The sequence below is a fragment of the Halomonas sp. PAMB 3232 genome (genome assembly GCF_031954225.1).
Taxonomy (GTDB): domain Bacteria; phylum Pseudomonadota; class Gammaproteobacteria; order Pseudomonadales; family Halomonadaceae; genus Vreelandella.
Map to the genome: position 1 here is coordinate 539,492 of NZ_CP134865.1, position 21,695 is coordinate 561,186.

The 21,695-nt window shown below is 64.0% G+C and carries 16 protein-coding genes; 15 read left to right on the forward strand and 1 reads right to left on the reverse strand.

The window, feature by feature from the left end:
- The first annotated feature begins 4 nt into the window (after positions 1-4).
- The 10 genes from bamA to tilS all read left to right on the forward strand — a co-directional run bounded on the left by bamA (position 5) and on the right by tilS (position 13,124).
- A complete protein-coding gene (gene bamA, locus RN346_RS02550) occupies positions 5-2,356 on the forward strand; it encodes an outer membrane protein assembly factor BamA (RefSeq protein WP_409335781.1) in 2,352 nt (783 codons plus the stop codon).
- Positions 2,357-2,422: 66 nt separating this feature from the next.
- Complete coding sequence (locus RN346_RS02555) at positions 2,423-2,920, forward strand: OmpH family outer membrane protein (protein WP_311962020.1); 498 nt, start codon at positions 2,423-2,425, stop codon at positions 2,918-2,920.
- A 51-nt stretch (positions 2,921-2,971) separates the two neighbouring features.
- Positions 2,972-4,009 (forward strand): UDP-3-O-(3-hydroxymyristoyl)glucosamine N-acyltransferase, encoded by a 1,038-nt coding sequence (gene lpxD / locus RN346_RS02560; RefSeq protein WP_311962021.1) that lies wholly within the window; start codon positions 2,972-2,974, stop codon positions 4,007-4,009.
- Between the two features lie 135 nt (positions 4,010-4,144).
- Positions 4,145-4,588, forward strand: coding sequence for a 3-hydroxyacyl-ACP dehydratase FabZ (gene fabZ, locus RN346_RS02565; protein WP_263585173.1), 444 nt, complete (start codon positions 4,145-4,147; stop codon positions 4,586-4,588).
- Complete coding sequence (gene lpxA, locus RN346_RS02570) at positions 4,585-5,352, forward strand: acyl-ACP--UDP-N-acetylglucosamine O-acyltransferase (protein ID WP_263585172.1); 768 nt, start codon at positions 4,585-4,587, stop codon at positions 5,350-5,352. Before fabZ ends, lpxA begins: the two co-directional genes overlap by 4 nt.
- A gap of 66 nt (positions 5,353-5,418) precedes the next feature.
- Complete coding sequence (lpxB, locus tag RN346_RS02575) at positions 5,419-6,600, forward strand: lipid-A-disaccharide synthase (RefSeq protein WP_311962022.1); 1,182 nt, start codon at positions 5,419-5,421, stop codon at positions 6,598-6,600.
- Complete coding sequence (gene rnhB, locus RN346_RS02580; protein ID WP_311962023.1) at positions 6,593-7,213, forward strand: ribonuclease HII; 621 nt, start codon at positions 6,593-6,595, stop codon at positions 7,211-7,213. Before lpxB ends, rnhB begins: the two co-directional genes overlap by 8 nt.
- 31 nt (positions 7,214-7,244) lie before the next feature.
- Entirely contained in the window at positions 7,245-10,754 is a 3,510-nt protein-coding gene (gene dnaE, locus RN346_RS02585; RefSeq protein ID WP_311962024.1) for a DNA polymerase III subunit alpha, read from the forward strand.
- A 119-nt stretch (positions 10,755-10,873) separates the two neighbouring features.
- Positions 10,874-11,830 carry an acetyl-CoA carboxylase carboxyltransferase subunit alpha gene (locus RN346_RS02590; protein WP_263585168.1) on the forward strand — a complete coding sequence of 319 codons (957 nt, stop codon included), beginning with the start codon at positions 10,874-10,876 and terminating at the stop codon, positions 11,828-11,830.
- Positions 11,811-13,124, forward strand: coding sequence for a tRNA lysidine(34) synthetase TilS (gene tilS, locus RN346_RS02595; RefSeq protein WP_311962025.1), 1,314 nt, complete (start codon positions 11,811-11,813; stop codon positions 13,122-13,124). The genes RN346_RS02590 and tilS overlap by 20 nt, the downstream gene beginning before the upstream one ends.
- Here the strand turns inward: tilS and ppx are convergent.
- Positions 13,110-14,645, reverse strand: coding sequence for an exopolyphosphatase (ppx, locus tag RN346_RS02600; RefSeq protein ID WP_263585166.1), 1,536 nt, complete (start codon positions 14,643-14,645; stop codon positions 13,110-13,112). The two genes, tilS and ppx, sit on opposite strands and share 15 nt — an antisense overlap.
- A gap of 451 nt (positions 14,646-15,096) precedes the next feature.
- On the opposite strand from ppx, the gene rho reads away from it, so the two are divergent.
- The 5 genes from rho to RN346_RS02625 all read left to right on the forward strand — a co-directional run bounded on the left by rho (position 15,097) and on the right by RN346_RS02625 (position 21,690).
- Positions 15,097-16,356, forward strand: coding sequence for a transcription termination factor Rho (gene rho, locus RN346_RS02605; protein ID WP_252109522.1), 1,260 nt, complete (start codon positions 15,097-15,099; stop codon positions 16,354-16,356).
- Positions 16,357-16,425: 69 nt separating this feature from the next.
- Positions 16,426-17,919, forward strand: a complete 1,494-nt coding sequence (ubiD, locus tag RN346_RS02610) for a 4-hydroxy-3-polyprenylbenzoate decarboxylase (RefSeq protein ID WP_311960040.1) — start codon at positions 16,426-16,428, stop codon at positions 17,917-17,919.
- Positions 17,920-17,995: 76 nt separating this feature from the next.
- Positions 17,996-18,787: an NAD(P)H-flavin reductase gene (locus RN346_RS02615; protein ID WP_263585164.1), complete on the forward strand. Its 792-nt coding sequence runs from the start codon at positions 17,996-17,998 to the stop codon at positions 18,785-18,787.
- Positions 18,788-19,297: 510 nt separating this feature from the next.
- Positions 19,298-20,362, forward strand: coding sequence for a 3-deoxy-7-phosphoheptulonate synthase (locus RN346_RS02620; protein ID WP_311962026.1), 1,065 nt, complete (start codon positions 19,298-19,300; stop codon positions 20,360-20,362).
- 227 nt (positions 20,363-20,589) lie between these two features.
- Positions 20,590-21,690 (forward strand): beta-propeller fold lactonase family protein, encoded by a 1,101-nt coding sequence (locus RN346_RS02625; RefSeq protein WP_311962027.1) that lies wholly within the window; start codon positions 20,590-20,592, stop codon positions 21,688-21,690.
- Positions 21,691-21,695 lie beyond the last annotated feature (5 nt).

The following is a 21,695-nucleotide window of genomic DNA, read 5'->3' on the forward strand; positions in this document are numbered from 1 at the left end:
CTGCATGAAAATCAAGACCCTTGGAATGGCGGCACTCCTGCTGGCGGCGTCCAGCAGCGCCCAGGCACAATCCTTTGACGTTTCGGACATTCGTGTGGAAGGACTGCAGCGGGTATCTGCCGCCTCGGTCTTCAATGCCTTTCCCGTCAGCGCCAACGACCGCGTCAGCGAGCAGGAGCTGGCCGCCGCCGCGCGCAACCTGTTCGCCACCGGCCTGTTCGAAGACGTGTCGCTGGTTCGCGAAGGCGACGTGCTGGTCATCCAGGTCGTCGAGCGCCCGACCATCGCGCGGCTGAACATCACCGGCAACAGTGAAATCGCCGATGACGACCTGCGCCGCGGCCTGCGCCAGTCCGGGCTTTCCGAAGGCCAGGTGCTACAGCTCTCCACGCTCGAGGAGATTCAGCGCGAGCTCGAAGGCGTCTACCAGTCCCAGGGGCGCTACAACGCCTCCATTCGCACCGACGTTCAGGAGATCGACACGGGCCGCGTGCAGGTCAACATCAACGTCGACGAGGGCGACGTGGCGACCATCCGACAGATCAACATCGTCGGCAACGAGGATTTCGATGACGATACGCTGCGCAGCGTTTTCGAACTCGAGGACCGCCCGGGTCGCTTTTTCGGCTGGTTCTCCAACGATGAATACTCGCGCGAGGCGCTCGCCGGTGATATCGAGCGGCTGCGCTCGTTCTATCTCGACCGTGGCTACGTCAACTTCGACGTCACCTCGACCCAGGTGTCGATCGGCCCGCAGCAGTCCGAGATCTACATCACGCTGAACGTGGACGAGGGCGAGCAGTTTCGCGTCGGCGACATTCGCTTTGCCGGCGACCTGCAGATCAGTGAGAGTGAGGCGCGACAGCTTCTGGAAGTGCAAAGCGGCGACGTGTTCTCTCGCGCCGACGTCAACGCCTCCACCGAGGCGCTACGAAGCCGCCTGGGTGCCGAAGGCTTCGCCTTCGCCGAGGTCCGTGGCGTGCCGGAGCAGACCGGAAGCAACGACACCGTCGATCTGGTGATCGCCGTCGATCCGGGCCAGCGCGCCTACGTTCGTCGGATCGAGTTCTATGGCAACACCACCACCCAGGATGAAGTGCTGCGCCGTGAGATGACCCAGATGGAGGGGGCGCCTGCCTCCACCGAGTCGATCACCCAGTCGCGTCAGCGCCTCGAGCGTTTGGGCTTTTTCAGTCAGGTGGAAGTGGACACCCAGCCGGTCCCCGGTCAGCCGGATCTTTTGGACGTGACCTACAACGTCGAAGAGCAGCCCTCGGGCTCGGTGTCGGCAAGTGTGGGTTTCTCGCAAAGCGCGGGTATCATCTACGGCGTGGGGCTTGCCCAGAACAACTTCCTCGGTACCGGTAACCGCGTCAACGTCGGCGCCCAGCGAAGCGACACCTTCACCAGCGTCAACTTCGCCTTCACCGACCCCTACTGGACGCTGGACGGCATTTCGCGCGGCTATAACGTGTTCTATCGCGAAACCGACTACGCCGACTCGGACATCTCGACGTTCTCGACCGACGCCTATGGCGCCGGCATCAACTTCGGCTATCCGGTCAGCGAGCTCTCCAGGCTCAACTTCGGCGCCAGCGTCGAGGATCTGACGATCAAGACCTACTTCGACACCGCCTCGGAAATCCGCCGCTACGTCGAGGACCAGGGCGAGGACGCACAGAGCCTCAAGCTTACGGCCAGCTGGACGCGCAACAATTTGAACCGCGGCATCATGCCCACCGCCGGTAGCTACCAACGGCTGTCGCTGGAAACCGGCGTGCCGGGCAGCGACGCTCAGTACTACAAGGCCCGCGCTCGCGCCCAGCAGCTCTTCCCGATCAACGAGGAAGAGACCTGGGCGCTGAAGTTCACCGGTAACCTCGGCTACGCCGATACCCTGGGCACTAACGACCCGTTCCCGTTCTACGAAAACTTCTACTCCGGTGGCCTTGGTTCGGTGCGCGGTTTCACCTCCAACACCCTGGGTCAGCGCACCACGCCTGCCCGCGAAGGCGGCCGTGATCGTACGCTGGGCGGTAACGTGTTGGTCGAGGGCAGCGCCGAGGTGCTCTTCCCGCTGCCCTTCGTCGAAGATCAGCGCTCGATCCAGACGTCGCTGTTCTTTGATGCGGGTAACACCTTCCTCGACTCCTGCTACGACGTGCTGGACGAAGACGCCGGCCGCCAGCGCTGCAGCTCCGGCGTCGATCTGGGCGATCTGCGCTACAGCGCAGGTATCGGTCTTTCCTGGCTGACGCCAGTGGGCCCGCTGACCTTCAGCGTGGCCGAGCCGCTCAATGATGAAAGCGGCGACGATACCCAGTTCTTCCAGTTCTCGTTGGGACAAACGTTCTAATACGGCCGTCGGCCGCCGGGAGTGCCCCGGCGGTTTGGCGCGGGCCAGCTTAAGAAAGGAGTGAGTATGCGTAAATTGACGGCCGCCGCGTGTCTTTTCGGGGTCATGGCACTACCGGCCCATAGCGCCGAGGTCGCGGTGCTCGACTGGCGCGCGGCGCTGATGAATACCCAGTCCGCGCAAACCTCGCTGAGCCAGCTGGAAGGCCAGATCGGTAGCCAGCAGCGTGAGGCCCAGGCGCTGGGTAACGAGCTTCAGCAGCTTCAGCAGCGCCTGCAAAACGAAGGCGAGACCATGGGCCAGGCCCAGCGCGACGCGTTGATCAGCGAGCTCCAGCAAAAGGGCAGCCGTTTCGAGCAGCTGCGCCGCGAGGTGCTCCAGGCCCAGCAAAACTCCGAGCAGCAGTTTTTGCAAAGCGCCGAGACCAAGCTCGAGCAGGCGGTAGAGCAGGTGCTGGCGCGGCGCAACATCGACGTGCTGGTCGAGCCCCAGGGCGTACTGCACTCCTCGACGGATCTGCCGAACGTCACCAACGAAGTCACGCAGATTTTCGACTCACTCTAAATCAAACGATGGGGGTGCGCCACGGCCGCACCCGCGCACTTGTGGGCTCTTATGACGCACGCTTCTCACACCATCACGCTGGCCGATATCGCCCGCCACCTGGATATCGACGTCGACGGCGACGTCGACCAGCCCATTCGAGGGCTGGCGACGCTCAAGGAGGCCGAGCCCGACCAGATCGCTTTTCTGGCCAATCGCGCCTACCTCAAGGATCTGGCCAGCACCCGCGCCGCGGCGGTGCTACTTCACCCGGAGCACGGCAAAAACTGCCCGGTGCCCCGGCTCGAAACGCAAAACCCCTATCTCGCCTACGCCAGGGTTTCCCAACTTTTTGACCCGCTCGTCGCCCGCGATACGCCCGGCATTCACGCCACCTCGGTGGTGGCCGACGACGTAACGCTGGGTGACGGGGTGTCGATCCAGGCCAACGCCGTGATCGAGCCCGGAGTGACGCTGGGCGACCGGGTCGTTATCGGCGCCGGCAGCGTCGTCGGAGCAGACAGCGTCATCGGCGAGGGCAGCCGACTGCACGCCAACGTCACCGTCTGCCACGGCAGCGTGATCGGCAAGCGGGTGATCCTGCAAAGCGGCTGTGTGATTGGCGGCGACGGCTTTGGCTTCGCCCACGACGGTGCCGGCTGGCACAAGATCGCCCAGCTCGGCGGTGTGGTGCTGGGCGATGATGTCGAAGTCGGCAGCTGCTCGAGCATCGACCGCGGGGCGCTGGGCGACACGCTGATCGGCAATGACGTCAAGATCGACAGCCAGGTCCAGATCGCTCACAACGTCATCATCGGCGATCACAGCGCGCTGGCGGGTTGTGTCGGTATCGCCGGCTCCACCCGGGTGGGCAAGCACTGCATGCTCGGCGGCGGGGTCGGGCTCTCCGGGCATCTCACCCTCTGCGACGGCGTGCAGGTCACCGGCATGAGTCTTGTGACCAACTCCATCACCGAGCCTGGCGTCTACTCCTCGGGCACCGGGGCGATGAACAATACCCAGTGGCGCAAGAACGCCGTGCGTTTCAAACAGCTCGACGATATCGCCAAGCGGTTGAACAAGCTGGAGAAAAATCATCGCAGTGAGTAGGGCATCAGGTTAACGATGCCAGGCGGTGGTTCTTTGCCCGGGTGCAAGGGTATAATTTCGCACCTTTTGCCGGCAGGAGTACCGGCCTTTACCTGATGCGCAGTCGGGTTTTTTGTCTTTTTCGAGGTCGTCACGATGGTTATGGATATCAACGAAATTCGCGAGTACTTGCCCCACCGCTACCCGTTTTTGCTGGTGGATCGAGTCACGCAGTTGACTGTGGGCGAATCCATCGTCGCGTTCAAGAACGTCAGCATCAACGAGCCCTTCTTCAACGGCCACTTTCCCCATCACCCGATCATGCCCGGCGTGCTGGTGATCGAGGCGCTGGCCCAGGCCTGCGGTATCCTGGGTTTCAAGACCGTCAACAAGCGGCCCGCCGACGGCTACGTGTACTACCTCGTCGGTAGCGACAACGTGCGTTTCAAACGTCCGGTCATGCCCGGCGACCAGCTTCGCCTGGAGGCGAACGTGATCAAAGGCAAGCGCGGCATCTGGAAGTTCGCCTGCCAGGGCACCGTGGATGGCGAACTCGCCTGCGAGGCGGAAATCATCTGTGCCGAGAGGAAGGTCACTTGATACATCCTACCGCACTGGTCGACCCGACCGCCCGCCTGGCCGATGATGTCGAGGTCGGCGCGTTCACGGTGATCGGCCCGGACGTCGAGATCGGCGAGGGCTCCGTCATTGGCCCCCACGTGGTGATCAAGGGGCCCACCAAACTGGGTAAGCGTACGCGCATCTTCCAGTTCGCCTCCGTGGGTGAGGAGTGCCAGGACAAGAAGTACGCCGGCGAACCCACGCGCCTGGTGATGGGGGACGACAACGTCGTGCGCGAAGGCGTGACCCTTCACCGCGGCACCGTACAGGATCGCAGCGAAACCACCATCGGCTCGCGCAATCTGTTCATGGCCTACGTCCACGTCGGCCACGACTGCGTGATCGGCGACGACTGTATCCTCGCCAACCAGGTAACCCTGGCCGGCCACGTCGTCGTCGGCAATCACGCGATTCTCGGCGGGCTCTCGGCGGTGCATCAGTTCTGCCACTTCGGCGACTACGCCATGGCCGGCGGCGGCTCGATCATCACCAAGGACACGCCGTGCTACATGATGATCAACGGCAACCCCGCCGAGGCGCGCGGGCTCAATCTGGTGGGGCTCAAGCGCCGCGGCTTTAGCCGCGAGGCGATCAGCGCGCTCACCGCCTCCTACAAGCTGGTCTATCGCCAGGGGCTGACCGTCGAGCAGGCGCTCGAAGAGATGCGCAGCCGCTTCGATCTGGCGGAAGTCACCCACTTCGCCGACTCGATCGAGCGCTCCACCCGCGGCATCGTTCGCTAGCCCCCATTTTAAAAGCGCGCCCGGCTCGGCCGGCGCGCTTTGTTCAACGCCACAGGAAGATTGAGCATGACGCTTGCGCGCGTATACCTCGTCGCCGGCGAGCTCTCCGGCGATCAGCTGGGCGCCGGGCTGATGCGCGCGCTGCGCGCCCGTCACCCCGGGGTCGAGTTTCGCGGTATCGGCGGACCCAACATGCAGCGCGAAGGCCTCGAGAGCCGCTTTCCGTTGGAGACCCTCTCGGTGATGGGGCTGGTCGAGGTGCTCAAGCATCTGCCGGCGCTCATCCGGGTGCGGCGTACGCTGTATGATGAGGCGCTGGCCTGGCAGCCGGACGTCATGATCGGTATCGATGCGCCGGACTTCAACACGGGACTCGAGCTCAAGCTGCGCCAGGCGGGTATCAAGACCGCTCACTACGTCAGCCCTTCGGTATGGGCCTGGCGTCAGGGGCGGGTGAAGAAGATTGCCCGCGCCGTGGACGCCATGCTCACGTTTTTGCCTTTCGAGGCCGACTTCTACGCGCGCCATCGGGTGCCCGTCGCTTTCGTCGGCCACCCGCTGGCCGACGAAATGCCGCTCACCAACGACCGCGGCGCGGCCCGCCAAGCGCTCGGTCTTGAAATCAATAAACCGGTGCTGGCGGTGCTGCCAGGCTCGCGGGCCAACGAAATCCGTTTTATGGGCGCAACGTTCATGGAGGCCCTCATTACGCTCTGCGCGCGCCATGAAGCGCTTGGCGTAGTGATTCCCGCCGCCACCGAGGCGCGCTTTGACGAGCTCACTGCGCTTCTGGCGAGCTACCCGGCGCTCAAGGGCCGGGTGACGCTGACCCGGGGCGGCGCCCGCGAGGCGATGGTCGCAAGCGATGCGGTGCTCTTGACGTCCGGGACCGCTGCGCTGGAAGCGATGCTTTGTCATCGGTCGATGCTGGTGGCCTACAAGATGGCCCCGGCGACCCACTGGCTCGCCAAAAAGCTGGTCAAGACGCGCTGGATCTCGCTGCCCAACCTGATCGCCCAGGAGGATCTGGTGGCTGAGCTCATTCAGGACGAGGCCACCAGCGAAGCAATTGCCGCAAGGCTCGATGCGCTGTTGAGCGACGCTTCCGCCCGTCAGGCGCTGGAGGCGCGCTTTGCGCAGATGCACGCAGGGCTTCAGCGCGGTGCCAGCGAGCGCGCCGCGCGCGCGATCGAAGCCGTCGCGAAAGGCGTGGCGCTGCCCGACACCGTCCAGGAGACTCATGGCTAAAATATCTCGCGACGATCATCCGCCGCTCGTCATCTCCTACACCGGCACGCTGCTGGCCGGGGTCGACGAGGTCGGGCGCGGGCCGCTGGTCGGCAGCGTGGTTGCGGCGGCGGTGATTCTCGACCCCGAGCAGCCGATCGAGGGGCTGGGAGATTCCAAGACGCTGAGCGCCAAAAAGCGCGAGGCGCTGGATGCGCTCATTCGCGAGTCGGCGCTTGCGTTTTGCATCGCCGAGGCGAGCCCGGCAGAGATCGATGCGCTCAATATTTTTCACGCCACGCACCTGGCCATGCGCCGGGCGATTGACGGGCTCGCTCCGTCGGCCGAGTATCTGCTGGTGGACGGCAACCGGCTGCCCGGTCACGCGCTTCCCGGCCAGGCGGTGGTGAAGGGCGACGCGCGCCACCCGGCCATCGCTGCGGCGTCGATTCTCGCCAAGGTGGCCCGCGACGCCCAGATGCTTACGCTCGATGCGCGCTACCCGCAGTACGGTTTCGCCCGTCACAAGGGCTACCCGACCAGAGAGCATCTCGCGGCGCTCGCCGAGCACGGGCCGCTTTTGGAGCATCGACAAAGCTTTGGGCCGGTCAAGCGCCAGCAGGCGCCGGCGTAGGCACACTCATCTATCTAGTGGTGAACCTCTTATGACGTCTCCCTTCGTTCATCTTCGGGTGCACAGCGAATACTCCCTGGTCGACGGCCTGGTAAAGCTCAAGTCGCTGGTCAGTACCACCGCTGCCCGCGCCATGCCGGCGCTGGCGCTGACCGACGAGACGAACCTGTTCGGGCTGGTGAAGTTCTACAAGGCCGCCCAGGGGGCGGGGCTCAAGCCGATCATCGGCAGTGACCTGTGGCTTGCCAACCCGCATGACGAGGCGCACCCGTACCGCATTACGCTGCTGGCGATGAACGACGTCGGCTATCGCAACCTCACCGAACTGATCTCGAAGGGCTGGAGCGACGGCCAGCGCCAGGGCCGCGCGATTCTCGACAAGCGTTGGGTGCTCGCGCAGAGCGAAGGACTGATCGCGCTCTCCGGCGGGCGTGAAGGCGATATCGGTCGCCACCTGTTGAGCGATCACGAGCGCGAGGCGCGGGCGCTTTTAGAGGAGTGGCAGTCGGCGTTTCCCGACCGCTTTTATCTCGAGCTGATCCGCACCGGGCGCTCGCTGGAAGAAGCCTGCGTTCACCAAAGCGTCAAGCTTGCCGTCGAGACCGGCACCCCCGTGGTCGCGACCAACGACGTGCGCTTTCTGGAGCGCGACGACTTCTGGGCGCACGAGACGCGGGTAGCGATCGGCGAGGGCAAGGCACTCGACGACCCCCGCCGCGAACGGCGCTATACCGAGGAGCAGTATCTTAAAAGCCCGGAAGAGATGGCGGAGCTGTTCTCGGACATCCCTGAGGCGCTCGAGAACAGCGTGATGATCGCTCGGCGCTGCAGCGTCGACGTACGTCTGGGCGAGATATTCCTGCCCGAGTTCGGCATTCCCGAGGGTATGACCCAGGACGAGTTCTTCAGAAAGGTCTCCCACGACGGACTGACCGAGCGCCTCGACTTTCTGTTCCCGGTGGATCGCTACCCGCGTGACAGCGACGAGTATAAAGCGATCGATGCGCGCTACCGCGAGCGGTTGGAGTTCGAGCTCAACGTCATCATCCAGATGGGTTTTCCCGGCTACTTTTTGATCGTGATGGACTTCATCCAGTGGGCCAAGGACAACGACGTGCCGGTCGGGCCGGGGCGCGGCTCCGGTGCAGGCTCCTTGGTGGCCTATGCGCAGAAGATCACCGATCTCGACCCGATTGGCTACGATCTGCTGTTCGAGCGCTTTTTGAATCCGGAGCGGGTCTCGATGCCCGACTTCGACGTCGACTTCTGCATGGAGAAGCGCGACCGGGTGATCGAGTACGTGGCGGACCGCTACGGGCGTAACGCCGTGTCCCAGATCGTCACCTTCGGCACCATGGCCGCCAAGGCGGTGGTGCGCGACGTCGCCCGCGCCCAGGGCCGGCCCTACTCGCTTGGTGACAAGCTCTCCAAGCTCATCCCCTTTGAAGTCGGCATGACGCTTGGCAAGGCGATCGAGCAGGAACCGGCGCTCAAGGAGTTCATCGACACCGACGAGGAAGCCGAAGAGATCTGGGAGATGGCGCTCAAACTCGAGGGCACCACCCGCGGTACCGGCAAGCACGCCGGCGGCGTGGTCATCGCCCCGACCAAACTCACCGACTTCTCGCCGCTTTTGTGCGATGAGGACGGCTCGGGGCTGGTGGTGCAGTTCGACAAGAACGACATCGAAGAGGCGGGGCTGGTCAAGTTCGACTTTCTGGGCCTTCGAACGCTGACGATCATCGACTGGGCGCTGGAGATGGTCGACAAGGTACGCGACGCCGCCGGTGAAGGCCCGCTCAACATCGACGCCATTCCGCTCGATGACGGCAAGACGTTCGAGATGTTGAAGCGCGCCGAGACCACGGCGGTATTCCAGCTCGAATCCCGCGGCATGAAGGAGCTGATCAAGCGGCTCTTGCCGGATTCGCTCGACGACATGATCGCCCTGGTGGCGCTGTTCCGCCCCGGGCCTTTGCAATCCGGCATGGTCGACGATTTCATCAACCGTAAACACGGCCGCGCGGAAGTCTCTTATCCACACCCGGATTACCAGCACGAGCTGTTGAAACCGGTGCTTTCGCCCACCTACGGCATCATCCTGTATCAGGAGCAGGTGATGCAGATCGCCCAGGTGATGGCCGGCTATAGCCTCGGTCAGGCCGACATGCTGCGCCGGGCGATGGGCAAGAAAAAGCCCGAGGAGATGGCCAAGCAGCGCGCCGGCTTCATGGAAGGGTGCGCGGCCAACGGCATCGACAAGGATCTGGCGGGCAACATCTTCGACCTGGTGGAGAAGTTCGCCGGCTACGGCTTCAACAAGTCGCACTCCGCCGCCTACGCGCTGGTCTCCTACCAGACCGCGTGGCTCAAGGCGCACTACCCGGGGCCGTTCATGGCCGCGGTCATGTCCACCGAGATGGACAACCTCGATAAGGTGGTGCCGCTGATCGAGGAGTGTCGCAATCTCAAGCTCACCGTGACGCCGCCGGACGTCAACGTGGGCGGCTACAAGTTCACCGTCGATGTGGAGGCCCGCGTAGTCTACGGGCTCGGGGCGATTCGCGGCGTGGGTGAAGGCCCGATCGGGGCGATCGTCGCCGCGCGTGAGGAGGGCGGACCGTTCAAGGATCTGTTCGACTTCTGCCGGCGCATCGACCCCAAACGCATGAACAAGCGCACCCTCGAGGCGCTGATTCGCTCCGGGGCCCTCGATAACCTCGGCCCCAACCGGGCGGTGCTGTTCGCCGCCATGGAGGACGCGCTCAAGGCGGCGGCGCAGAGCCACGCCAACCAGAACCTGGGGATGCTCGACATGTTCGGCGACGCCTTCGCCCCGGCCGAGGAACAAGAGGCGAGTGACGTCTACACCGAGTACCGCCACGCCCGGGAGTGGTCGGATCGTGAGCGCCTGGCCGGCGAGAAGGATACCCTTGGGCTCTACCTCACCGGTCATCCGATCGACGAGTACGAGCGCGAGCTCAAGCGCTTCGTCTCCACGCGCATCAGCGAGCTCAAGCCCTCTTGGGAGCCGCAGCGGGTGGCGGGGCTGGTGGTGGCGATGCGTACCATGAAGTCCAAACGCGGCGACACCATGGCCTTCGTCACCCTCGATGACCGTACCGGGCGTATCGAGGCCTCGATCTTTGGCGAACTGTTCGAGCAGCTTCGAGGCCAGAGCCTCGACGGGCAGGTGTTGATCGTCGAAGGCGATGTCTCGAGTGATGACTTCTCCGGTGGGCTCAAGCTTCGCGGCAAGGAGGTCACGCCGATGGTAGCGGCCAGGCTCAAGTACGGCCAGGGCGTGGAGATCGCGCTGGACGCGAGCAAAATCAACGGCCGGCTGGTCGAGAGCCTACGCGACTGCCTGAGCCCGTATCGCGACGAGGCCGGGCTTCCGGTGCATCTGCACTACCGCCATGAAGAGGCCACCGGATGGCTTTCGCTCGACGAAAGCTGGAGTGTGACGCCCAGCGACGACCTGCTGCAGACGCTTCGCGACGTCGAGGGCCAGGTCGGTATCCAGCTGCGCTACCGCTAGCGTTTGGCGCGCGCGCCTTGCGCGCGCCGGCCCAGGTGCGATAATGCACGTTTGACGATATTTTCATTACGACATTTTCACTCAAGCTTCTTTTCACAGGACGCTTACAGGCAGAGCCGATGAATCCCAACTATCTCGATTTTGAACAGCCCATAGCAGAGCTTCAGGCAAAAATTGAGGAGCTGCGCTTGGTAAGCTCCGACAACCAGGTCAATCTTTCCGACGAAATTACCCGGCTCGAAGAGAAAAGCCGCAAGCTGACCGAGTCGATCTTCAAGGATTTGACGCCCTGGCAGGTGTCGCAGATTTCGCGCCATCCGCAGCGCCCCTATCCGCTGGACTACTTTGCCTCCATCTTTACCGACTTCGACGAGCTCCACGGCGATCGCAACTTTGCCGACGACGCCGCGCTGGTCGGCGGCGTGGCGCGTCTCAATGATGCCCCGGTGATGGTGATCGGCCATCAAAAAGGCCGCGACGTAAAAGAGAAGGTGCGCCGCAACTTCGGTATGCCGCGCCCGGAAGGCTATCGTAAGGCGTGCCGACTGATGGAGATGGCCGAGCGCTTCAAGATGCCGGTGCTGACCTTCATCGACACCCCCGGCGCCTACCCGGGTATCGACGCCGAAGAGCGCGGCCAATCCGAGGCGATCGCCTATAACCTGGCGGTGATGTCGCGGCTGAAAACGCCGATCATCTCCACCGTGGTAGGCGAGGGCGGCTCCGGCGGGGCGCTGGCGATCGGCGTATGCGATGAGCTGCACATGCTGCAGTACTCCACCTATTCGGTGATCTCGCCGGAAGGCTGCGCCTCGATTCTCTGGAAAAGCGCCGAGAAGGCCTCCGAGGCCGCCCAGGCGATGGGCATTACCGCCGAGCGCTTGAAGGAGCTCGGTTTCGTCGACGAGCTGATCAAGGAGCCGCTGGGCGGTGCCCACCGCCACCCGGCCACTACCGCCGAGCGCATCAAGCAGGCGCTGAGTGATAGCCTCGAGCGCCTTGAGCGGCTGGATACCGATACGCTGCTTGCGCGCCGCTATGAGCGCCTCATGAGCTATGGCGCCCCGGCCGCCTGAGCCGCTTACCCCGCTTGAACGGCTGTTGACCGACGCCCTGGCGCACACCGCGCCGGGGCGCTCTGTTTGGGTGGCGCTCTCCGGCGGGCTCGACTCCACGCTGCTGCTCACCCTGGCCGCCGGCGTCTGCCAGCGCGCCGGGCGAGAGCTTGCGGCGCTTCACGTCAACCACGGTTTGCAGGCCGCCGCCAGGGATTTCGAGGTTCACTGCCGCACGCTGTGTGAGTCGCTCGGCGTGGCGTTGGAGGTGGCCCATGTGGACGTCGCGCTCAACGGCGAGGGCTTGGAGGCCGCTGCCCGCGCCGCCCGCTACCGGGCGTTTGAGACCCACGTCCCACAGGGCGATACGCTGTGGCTCGCCCAGCACCAGAACGATCAGGCCGAAACCTTTCTGCTCGGCGCGCTCAGAGGCAGCGGCGTGCGGGGGCTGGCGGGCATGCCCGAAAGACGTCAGTGGCGGGGCCGTACGCTGGTGCGCCCCTGGCTCGAGCGGCCGCGTGCCGAGCTCGAAGCCGCTGCCAGGGCGCGCTCGCTTGACTGGTGTGACGACCCGACCAACGACGATCTTGCGCTTTTGCGCAACCGGCTACGCCACCGCGTACTGCCGGCGCTTGGCGCGAGCGGCCCCAGGATGCTGGCGCGCAGCGCGCGGCTTGCCGGCGAGGCCGATGCACTGCTTTTTGACTACGCCGTGCAGGATCTTGAAGCGCTCTCCCGCGGGCCGGGCTGTCTCGAGGTCGAGGGGCTTCGCGCGCACTCTCCCGCCCGCCAGCGGCTATTGATCCGCACGCTGTGCCAAACGCTCGAGCTTCCCACGCCGCCGGCGGCGCGGCTGGAGAGCCTGCTCGAGCAGCTCGGCGCGGCCGACGATGCCCGGGTTCACCTTCGCTGGCCCGGGGCCGAGGCGCGGCTCTGGCGCGGCGGGCTCTATCTAATGGCGCCGCGCCAGGCGCTGCCGGCGTGGCAGGTGAGTTGGAACGGTGAAGAGGGGATCGCCACGCCGCTGGGGCCTCTTGGGCTCAAACTCTGCCCGGCGCGGCAGGTGACGCTGCGCTTTCGCCGGGGTGGCGAGGTGATCGATCTGGCCGGGCGCGGGCGGCGCGATCTCAAGCGCCTGCTGCAGGAGGCGGGGCTTCCGCCCTGGCGGCGCGAGGGCGTGATCGTGGTGATGGAGGGAGAGCGCTGTCTGGCCGCACTCGCCGGGCCCGACCGGGTCACGCCAGACCGGGTCACGCCAGACCGGGTGCTGTTCCAGGCCCGCGATGTCACGTTGATCGCGCTAAATGAGCTTTAGCGAGAATCCGGCGGCCTGAAGCGCGGCCTGCTCCTGCTCGAGATCAGTGCTTAACAGCGTCGGCTCGTCGCTTGCCGGCAGCGTCACGGTCAGTGTCTGCTCGCTTGCCGTGATAGTCGGCGTGGCCGGGGGCTCTTCCGGGCGCGAGTGGTTGAGCAGTACCGCCAGGCGCAAAAGGCGCGCAAGCTTGGTACAGGCGTCGCGCTGCGCCGCGGGCAGCGACTGCCACTCCTTGACCGGAAACTTGCGCCGGTGGGCGCGCACGAGCTGCGCCAGAAGCTGCTGCTCCGGGCGCGAAAAGCCGGCCAGATCCGAGTGTTCGAGCAAATACGCGCCGTGACGATGAAACTGGCTGTGAGAGATCGCAAGGCCGATCTCGTGCACCAGACACGCCCACTCCAGAAAATGGCCCTGCTCCGGGGTGAGCCGCCAGGCGCGGCTCACCTGTTCGAACAGCGCCCGCGCGGTATGGGCCACGTTATCGGCCTGGCGCACATCGACATCGTAGATCTGCTGCAGGTTGGCAAGCGTGCTGGCGCGAATGTCCTCGGCGGTGTTGCGCCCGGCCATGTCGAACAGCACGCCCTCGCGCAGCGCACCGTCGGCAAAGCGCATCTCTTTTAGATCGAAGGCTTCGAAAATCGCGCTCAGGATCGCGATGCCGGCGGGGAAAACCCGGGCGCGATCCTCCTTGAGACCATCGAGGACGACCTTATCGAGACTTTTGCACTTGATTAGCCGGTCGCGCAGCTTCCTGAGCCCCGCGCGGGTGATCATGCCCTCCTGCGGCGTATCGCCGTAGGCATGGAGCACGCTGGCGGCGGCCTTGATGGTGCCGCTCGAGCCCACCGGGTCATCCCAGCCGAGCTTTTGATAGGGGCGCTGAATGTTGGCGAGCTCGGAAAGTGCGGCGAGCTCGGCGCGGCGCATGCGCTTCTCGGACAGCTCGCCGTCGGGAAAGTAGCGGCTCGTGTAGGTCACACAGCCCATGCGCAGGCTTTCGAGGGCTTTGGGCTCAAACGCCTCGCCGATGATCAGCTCGGTGGAGCCGCCGCCGATATCGACGATCAGCCGGCGACCGTTTTCTGCCAGCGCGTGGGCCGCGCCCAAATAGATCAGGCGCGCCTCTTCGCGCCCGGCGATGATTTCGATGGCGTGGCCAAGCTGCGCTTCGGCCTGATCGATGAAATCCTGGCTGTTATGGGCGTCGCGCAGCGCGTTGGTACCGACGATGCGCAGATTGGCGGCGTCGATGTCGCTAAGAAAGGGGGCGAAGCGGGCCAAACACTCGAGCGCGCGCTGCATGGCCGCCTCTTCGAGATAGCCGTTATCGTCGAGCCCCGCTGCCAGCTGAACCTTTTCGCCTAGCCGTGCGACCACCTGAAGGCGCTCGTTGACGTAGTTGGCCACCAGCAGGTGGAAGCTGTTCGAACCAAGGTCGATGGCGGCGAGCCGGGTCGGCTGCGAGCCCTCCGCGGCGGGGGAGGCATCGGGCTCGGCGAGCGGGGTGTCCTGTAACATGAGCGTTCCTTCCAATGGGCTAAGGCAAGGTTGCGTCGCCGGCCAGCCGTTGTCAATTGCTCGGGGCTTGCGTTTAGGCCGGCGCTTGACTACCATCGAGCTACTGGCCTGCTCCCGGCTGGCCTGTCGGTCTCGATGCGTTGATCCAAATGCACGGCGAATCGGCAGGAGTGACTCGACCAGCGTCGCCTCACGTCCACCCGGAAACTTCCAACTGGCCTGATTTCCAAGTCGTCAGAACCCGTTGATACCGCCCACTCCTTGAGCGGATCACAAAGCAGCTTCCACGAACCTTCGAGTCAAGCAGCCCCTGCGCTATAGAAAGCCGGGTTCGCCGCCGTTTGACTTGTCTAGCGGGACCTGAACGCACCACTGGGCGGACTCACTACGCCTCCTGTCTTATTCCCGGCGCCCGGCGCCTGGCTTTCATGAGCAACGTTCTTACACACCGATGAATCTCACTGAACTCAAGCAAAAATCCGTTCCCGAGCTGCTCGATATCGCCCGCGAAATGGGGATCGACAACCTGGCTCGCTCGCGCAAGCAGGACATCATCTTCGCTATCCTCAAAAAGCACGCCAAGAGCGGTGAGGATATCTACGGCGACGGTGTGCTGGAAATTCTCCAGGACGGCTTTGGCTTTCTAAGAAGCGCCGACAGCTCCTATCTCGCCGGGCCGGACGACATCTACGTGTCGCCGTCACAGATTCGTCGCTTCAACCTGCGTAAGGGCGACTCGATCTCCGGCAAGATTCGCCCGCCGAAAGAGGGCGAGCGCTACTTCGCGCTGTTGAAAGTCAGTCAGATCAATTTCGATCGCCCGGAAAACGCCAAGCACAAGATTCTCTTCGAGAACCTGACGCCGCTGTTTCCCAACGATCGGCTGCGCATGGAGATCGGCAACGGCTCGACCGAAGATCTGACCGCGCGCATCATCGATTTGACCGCGCCGATCGGCAAGGGGCAGCGGGGCCTTCTGGTGTCGCCGCCGAAAGCCGGTAAGACGCTGATGCTGCAAAACATCGCCACCTCGATCACGCGTAACAGCCCCGAGTGTCATCTGATCGTGCTGTTGATCGACGAGCGCCCGGAAGAAGTGACCGAAATGGCGCGCACCGTGCGCGGCGAAGTGGTTGCCTCCACCTTCGATGAGCCGCCAGCGCGCCACGTGCAGGTCGCCGAAATGGTGATCGAAAAGGCCAAGCGTCTGGTCGAGCACAAAAAGGACGTGGTGATTCTGCTCGACTCCATCACCCGCTTGGCGCGCGCCTACAACACCGTGGTGCCGAGCTCCGGCAAGGTGCTGACCGGCGGTGTCGACGCTCACGCGCTCGAAAAGCCCAAGCGCTTTTTTGGTGCCGCGCGTAACATCGAAGAGGGCGGCAGCCTCACCATCATCGCCACGGCCCTGGTCGATACCGGCTCCAAGATGGATGAGGTGATCTTCGAGGAGTTCAAGGGCACCGGCAACATGGAAGCGCACCTCGACCGCAAGCTGGCCGAAAAGCGCGTTTTCCCGGCGATCAACATTCGCCGCAGCGGCACGCGTCGCGAGGACCTTTTGGCCTCGGAAGACGAAATGCAGCGCATGTGGATTCTTCGCAAGCTGTTGAACCCGATGGAAGACACCGCCGCCACGGAGTTTTTGATCGATCGCTTGAAGGATACCAAGACCAACATCGAGTTTTTCGAAGCGATGAAGCGTCGCTAGGCGCACCTCGCCAGGCGCACCGGTCCGGTAAGGCGATAGCCTGTCAAGGCGATACTTCGGGGGAAGGTTTTGAAATATAACGACTTGCGCGATTTCATCAAGGCACTCGAAGCGCGCGGTGAGCTCAAGCGGGTAACGGTCGAGGTGGACCCGTACCTGGAGATCACCGAAATCTGCGATCGCACCCTGCGTGCCGGCGGCCCGGCGCTTTTGTTCGAGAACGTCAAGGGCCACGATATGCCGCTTCTGGGCAACCTGTTCGGCACTCCCACCCGGGTGGCGCTGGGCATGGGCCAGGAGTCCGTCGAGGCGCTGCGCGAAGTCGGCAAGCTGCTGGCGTTTTTGAAAGAGCCGGACCCGCCCAAGGGCCTGAAGGACGCCTGGGAGAAGCTGCCCATCTTCAAGCAGGTGCTGAGCATGGGGCCGAAAAGCGTCAAACGCGCCCCGGTGCAGGAGGTCGTGTTCGAAGGCGACGAGGTCGATCTGAACCGGCTTCCGATCCAGCACTGTTGGCCCGGCGACGCCGCCCCGCTGGTCACCTGGCCGCTGGTCATCACCCGCGGGCCGCACAAGAAGCGCCAGAACCTGGGTATCTACCGCCAGCAGAAGATCGGCAAGAACCGGCTGATCATGCGCTGGCTGTCGCATCGCGGCGGCGCGCTCGATTTTCAGGAGTTCCAGAAGGAGCACCCCGGCGAGCCGTTCCCGGTGGCCGTGGCGCTCGGCGCCGACCCGGCGACCATTCTGGGCGCGGTAACGCCGATTCCGGATTCGCTCTCCGAGTATGCCTTCGCCGGATTGCTTCGCGGCTCGCGCACCGAGCTCGTGGCGTGTCATCACGCGGACCTCGAGGTACCGGCCTCTGCCGAGATCATCCTCGAAGGCTTCATCTACCCGGACGACATGGCGCCGGAAGGCCCCTATGGCGATCACACCGGCTACTACAACGAAGTGGATACCTTCCCGGTCTTCACCGTGACGCGCATGACCCAAAGACGCGATGCGATCTATCACTCGACCTACACCGGCCGGCCGCCGGACGAGCCGGCGATCCTGGGTGTGGCGCTCAACGAAGTGTTCGTGCCCATTCTGCACAAGCAGTTTCCCGAAATCGTCGACTTCTACCTGCCGCCGGAAGGGTGCTCCTACCGCATGGCGGTGGTGACCATGAAAAAGCAGTACCCCGGCCACGCCAAGCGCGTAATGATGGGGGTATGGAGCTTTCTGCGCCAGTTCATGTACACCAAGTTCGTGATCGTGCTCGACGACGACGTGGACGCGCGCAACTGGGAAGATGTGATGTGGGCGATCACCACGCGCATGGACCCGGCCCGCGATACGGTCATGGTCGAGAATACGCCGATCGACTACCTGGATTTCGCCTCGCCGGTCTCCGGGCTCGGCTCCAAGATGGGCCTTGACGCCACCAACAAGTGGCCCGGCGAGACCGACCGCGAGTGGGGCACGCCCATCGTCATGGATGACGCGGTGAAGACTCGGGTCGACGAGCGCTGGGAGTCGCTGGGGATCGGTATCGAGCGCCCGCCCTCGCGCCACGGCTAAGCGAGCGTTTCAGGGTTTTATGCAAGGTTTTAAAAGCGCCAGATTTAAAAGCGTTGAGTTTTCAAAAGAGGCTGTCATGAGCACGAGCACCCAGACCCCCACGCGGGAAGCGATCATCTGCCGGATCACCGACGTTCGAGCGCTCAACCCGGACGTACTCGGGGTGACGCTGGAGGGCGACCCGGACGCGATCAGTCACCTGCCGGGCCAGTACCTCGAGCTCAAGCTCGACGCGTCCACCTGGGTGCCGTTCTCCATTGCCAGCCACGGGCGCGGCGACGGCGTGATCGAGCTGCACATCCAGCACCGCCCGGAGCGGGAGAACTCCGCCCGACTGCGCGAACTGCTGACACTCTCCGGCGAGCTCACCATCCGCCTGCCCGGCGGCGAGTGCGTGCTCGACGTGCAAAGCGAGCGCGCGCTGTTGTTGATCGCCGCCGGTACCGGATTCGCCCAGATGAAAGCGATCGTCGAGGCGGTGCTCGACGAGCAGCCGGGGCGCGCCGTGTTCATCTGGTGGGCGGCCCGCGAGCATCGAGACCTTTACGCCGAACACCTTGCCAGCGATTGGGCGGCGCGTTTCGACAACGTTCATTTTCACGCGGTCACCGAACTCGAGCTCGAAAAACCGCTGACTAACGCGCCGCGCATCGCCCACTTTCAGGGGCGTATCACCGAGGTGCTCGAGCGCGCGCTGCCGACCCTTGCCATCGAAAATGAACCGGTGGCGGTCAACGAGTGCGATATCTATCTTTCCGGCTCGCCGGGCATGGTCTACGCCTGCGTCGACGTGCTCGAGGCTCATGGCGCCCGGCCGGAGAGGCTCTACTCGGACGTGTTCGCCTACGCCCCGCGCCCGACGAGCTAAACGACATTCGATGCGTAAAGAGTATTGCCATTGACGGTTTTGGCAGGCAGGATAAAGCCATAACGCTGGTTCGCCCATTGAATAACACACCGGAGAACACCATGACGCTATCGCCTCGCTCACTGATAACGCTTTCGCTGCCTCGCGCGGCGGGCGTTTTCGCGTGCGCGTTGGGCTATGGCTTTTATTGGTTTGGATCCGGTGTGCCCTGGGCTCGCGACTAGCCAACCCAGCAGGCACACCTTCCAGGTAGCCTGCCGACAGCAAAAGCCCCGGCGGGACACCCGCCGGGGCTTTTGCGTTTTTATACGGTTATAAAACCGGATTCACGTAACGTTTCAAGGAGAGACACCATGACCGCTTACCGCAACGCTTTTATCGCTCTCTATTCGGGTAATTACCAGGCCTGGCGATTTAGCGGCGCGCGGTCGGTGCAGGTAGCCACCTCCGACCGGGCCCGTTTGGGTGGCACCCTGAATGACCGATGTCCCTTGACCGTGAGATAACGCCATGAACGCCCCAGTAACGACGACCCGTACTGCCCAGCCCGCCACCACCACCGAGAAAGGCGCTACGCCCTTGCCGCTGCCCGGCGAGCTTTTGGAGCGCATCCACGTCGATGCCGCACTCGAAAGCCGCCTCGATCGCCAGCGCCAGGCGGTGCAGCGCATCCTGACCGGCGAGGATTCCCGCCTGCTGGTGGTGGTTGGGCCCTGCTCGATCCACGACCCGGATGCCGCGCTCGAGTACGCCGACCGCCTCGCCGCGCTCGGCGACGAGATCAGCGAGCGCGTGCTGCCGGTAATGCGTGTTTACGTCGAGAAGCCGCGCACCACCGTGGGCTGGAAGGGCCTGGCCTACGACCCGGATTTGAACGGCGCCGGCGACATGGCGAAAGGGGTGACCCGCTCGCGGGAGCTGATGCACGCCGTGGCCTCCCGGGGCCTTCCGGTGGCCACCGAGCTTTTGCAGCCGATGCTCGCGCCGTACCTGGAAGATCTGTTGAGCTGGGTGGCGATCGGGGCGCGCACTACCGAGTGTCAGCTTCACCGCGAGCTTGCCAGCGACCTGCGCGCTGCGGTGGGCTTTAAAAATGCGACCAGCGGCGACGTGCAGGTGGCGATCGACGCCATGCAGGCCGCCGCCCACCCGCACCAGCGCTTCGCCCAGAATGCGCAGGGCCGCCCGATCATGCGTCAAAGCGCCGGCAACCCACACACGCACGTGGTGCTGCGCGGCGGCCACGGTGAGCCCAACTACCAGTCCCACCACGTGCGCCAGGCGATCCAGACCCTGCAGGCGGCGGGGCAGAACCCGCGCCTGATGGTCGACTGCAGCCACGCCAACGCGCGCAAGGATCACCGCCGCCAGAGCGAGGTGATGCTCGACGTTCTCGACCAGCGCCGCGCGGGCGAGGCGAACCTGGTCGCACTGATGCTCGAAAGCCACCTGTTCGAAGGCAAACAGGCGCTAAACCCCGGCGCGATGCGCTATGGCGTCTCGATTACCGACGCCTGCGTGGGCTGGGACACCACCGAGCACCTGTTGAAAACCGCCGCCGAGCGGCTGGCTTGACGCCTTGATGCTCCGGGACTCGCCTGATTCGCTTCGTGTTCGACGCGGATCAGCGCGGTGGCTACTTCTTCGTCCGTTTGAGACCGGCAGTACGCCATTGGTCTAGTTGTTGGGTAGTGGAAACGTATTACATTGAACAGGATGTACGATGTCATACGTTTTTCTCGAAGGATCAGGAATCGATACCCATCATGCACCAGACAACCAGAATGGCAGGGATATTTCTAATGGGCGCGACACTTCTCGGAACAGGCCTGACGGCTCAGGCGAACACCTACGTCTACGTTTCCAATGCCGACGACGGAGCGATTACAAGCTATATCCTGGACCGTGCGGCGGGTACGCTGGAACCACTGGAGACGACCACCGCCGGCGAAGGCGTCATGCCCATGGCAGTCAGCCCCGACCGGCACTACCTGTACGCCTCCGTGCGCAGCGAGCCTTTCCGAGTGCTGACGTATCGAATCGACCGGGAGACGGGAGCGCTGAGCCAGCAGGGTAGCGGCTCCCTGCCCGCCAGCATGCCCAATATCGATACGGACCAGAGCGGGGCCTATCTGTTTTCCGCGTCCTATTCCGACAACCTCGTTAGTGTCAGCCCCATCGATGAAAACGGCGTCGTAGGAGACGCTCAGCAAACCGTCGAAACCGGCCGCAATGCGCACGCGATCCACGCCTCGCCGGACAACCGCTACGCCTTTGCCTCCAACCTGGGGGATGACCGGCTCGCGCAATTTCGCTTTGACGCCGAGACCGGACGGCTGGAGTCGAACGACCCAGACGCCGCCGGTACGCCGGACGATACCGGCCCGCGTCATTTCGTCTTTTCTCCCAATGGCCGCTACGTCTACCTGCTCGGCGAATTTTCGGGGGCCGTCACGACCTACGCGTTCGATGCCAGCAACGGCACGCTGACCCAGGTATCGGCCGAGCCGGGTATTGTCGAGTCGCTGAACCTCGACCAGGGCATGGCGCGTGAAGCGATACCCGAGGGCGATGATACGCCGCGTATATGGGCAGCCGATATTCAGGTCACACCGGACGGGCGCTACGTCTATACGTCTGAGCGAACCAGCAGCGTCATCAGTACGTTCGAAGCTAACCCCGATACCGGCGAACTCACCTACCTGAATCATCTCGAGGTAGAGAGTCAGCCGCGCGGCTTCCAGATCGATGACACGGGGCGCTACATGGTCGTCACCGGTCAGCGTGACGACCGCGTCGGCCTGTACCGAATAGACCCTGAAAATGGCGAGCTCACCCGTATCGATGATGCGCCCGCCGGTAAGAATGCCAACTGGGTCGAGATCGTTTCCTTCGAGGGATAGGGCGG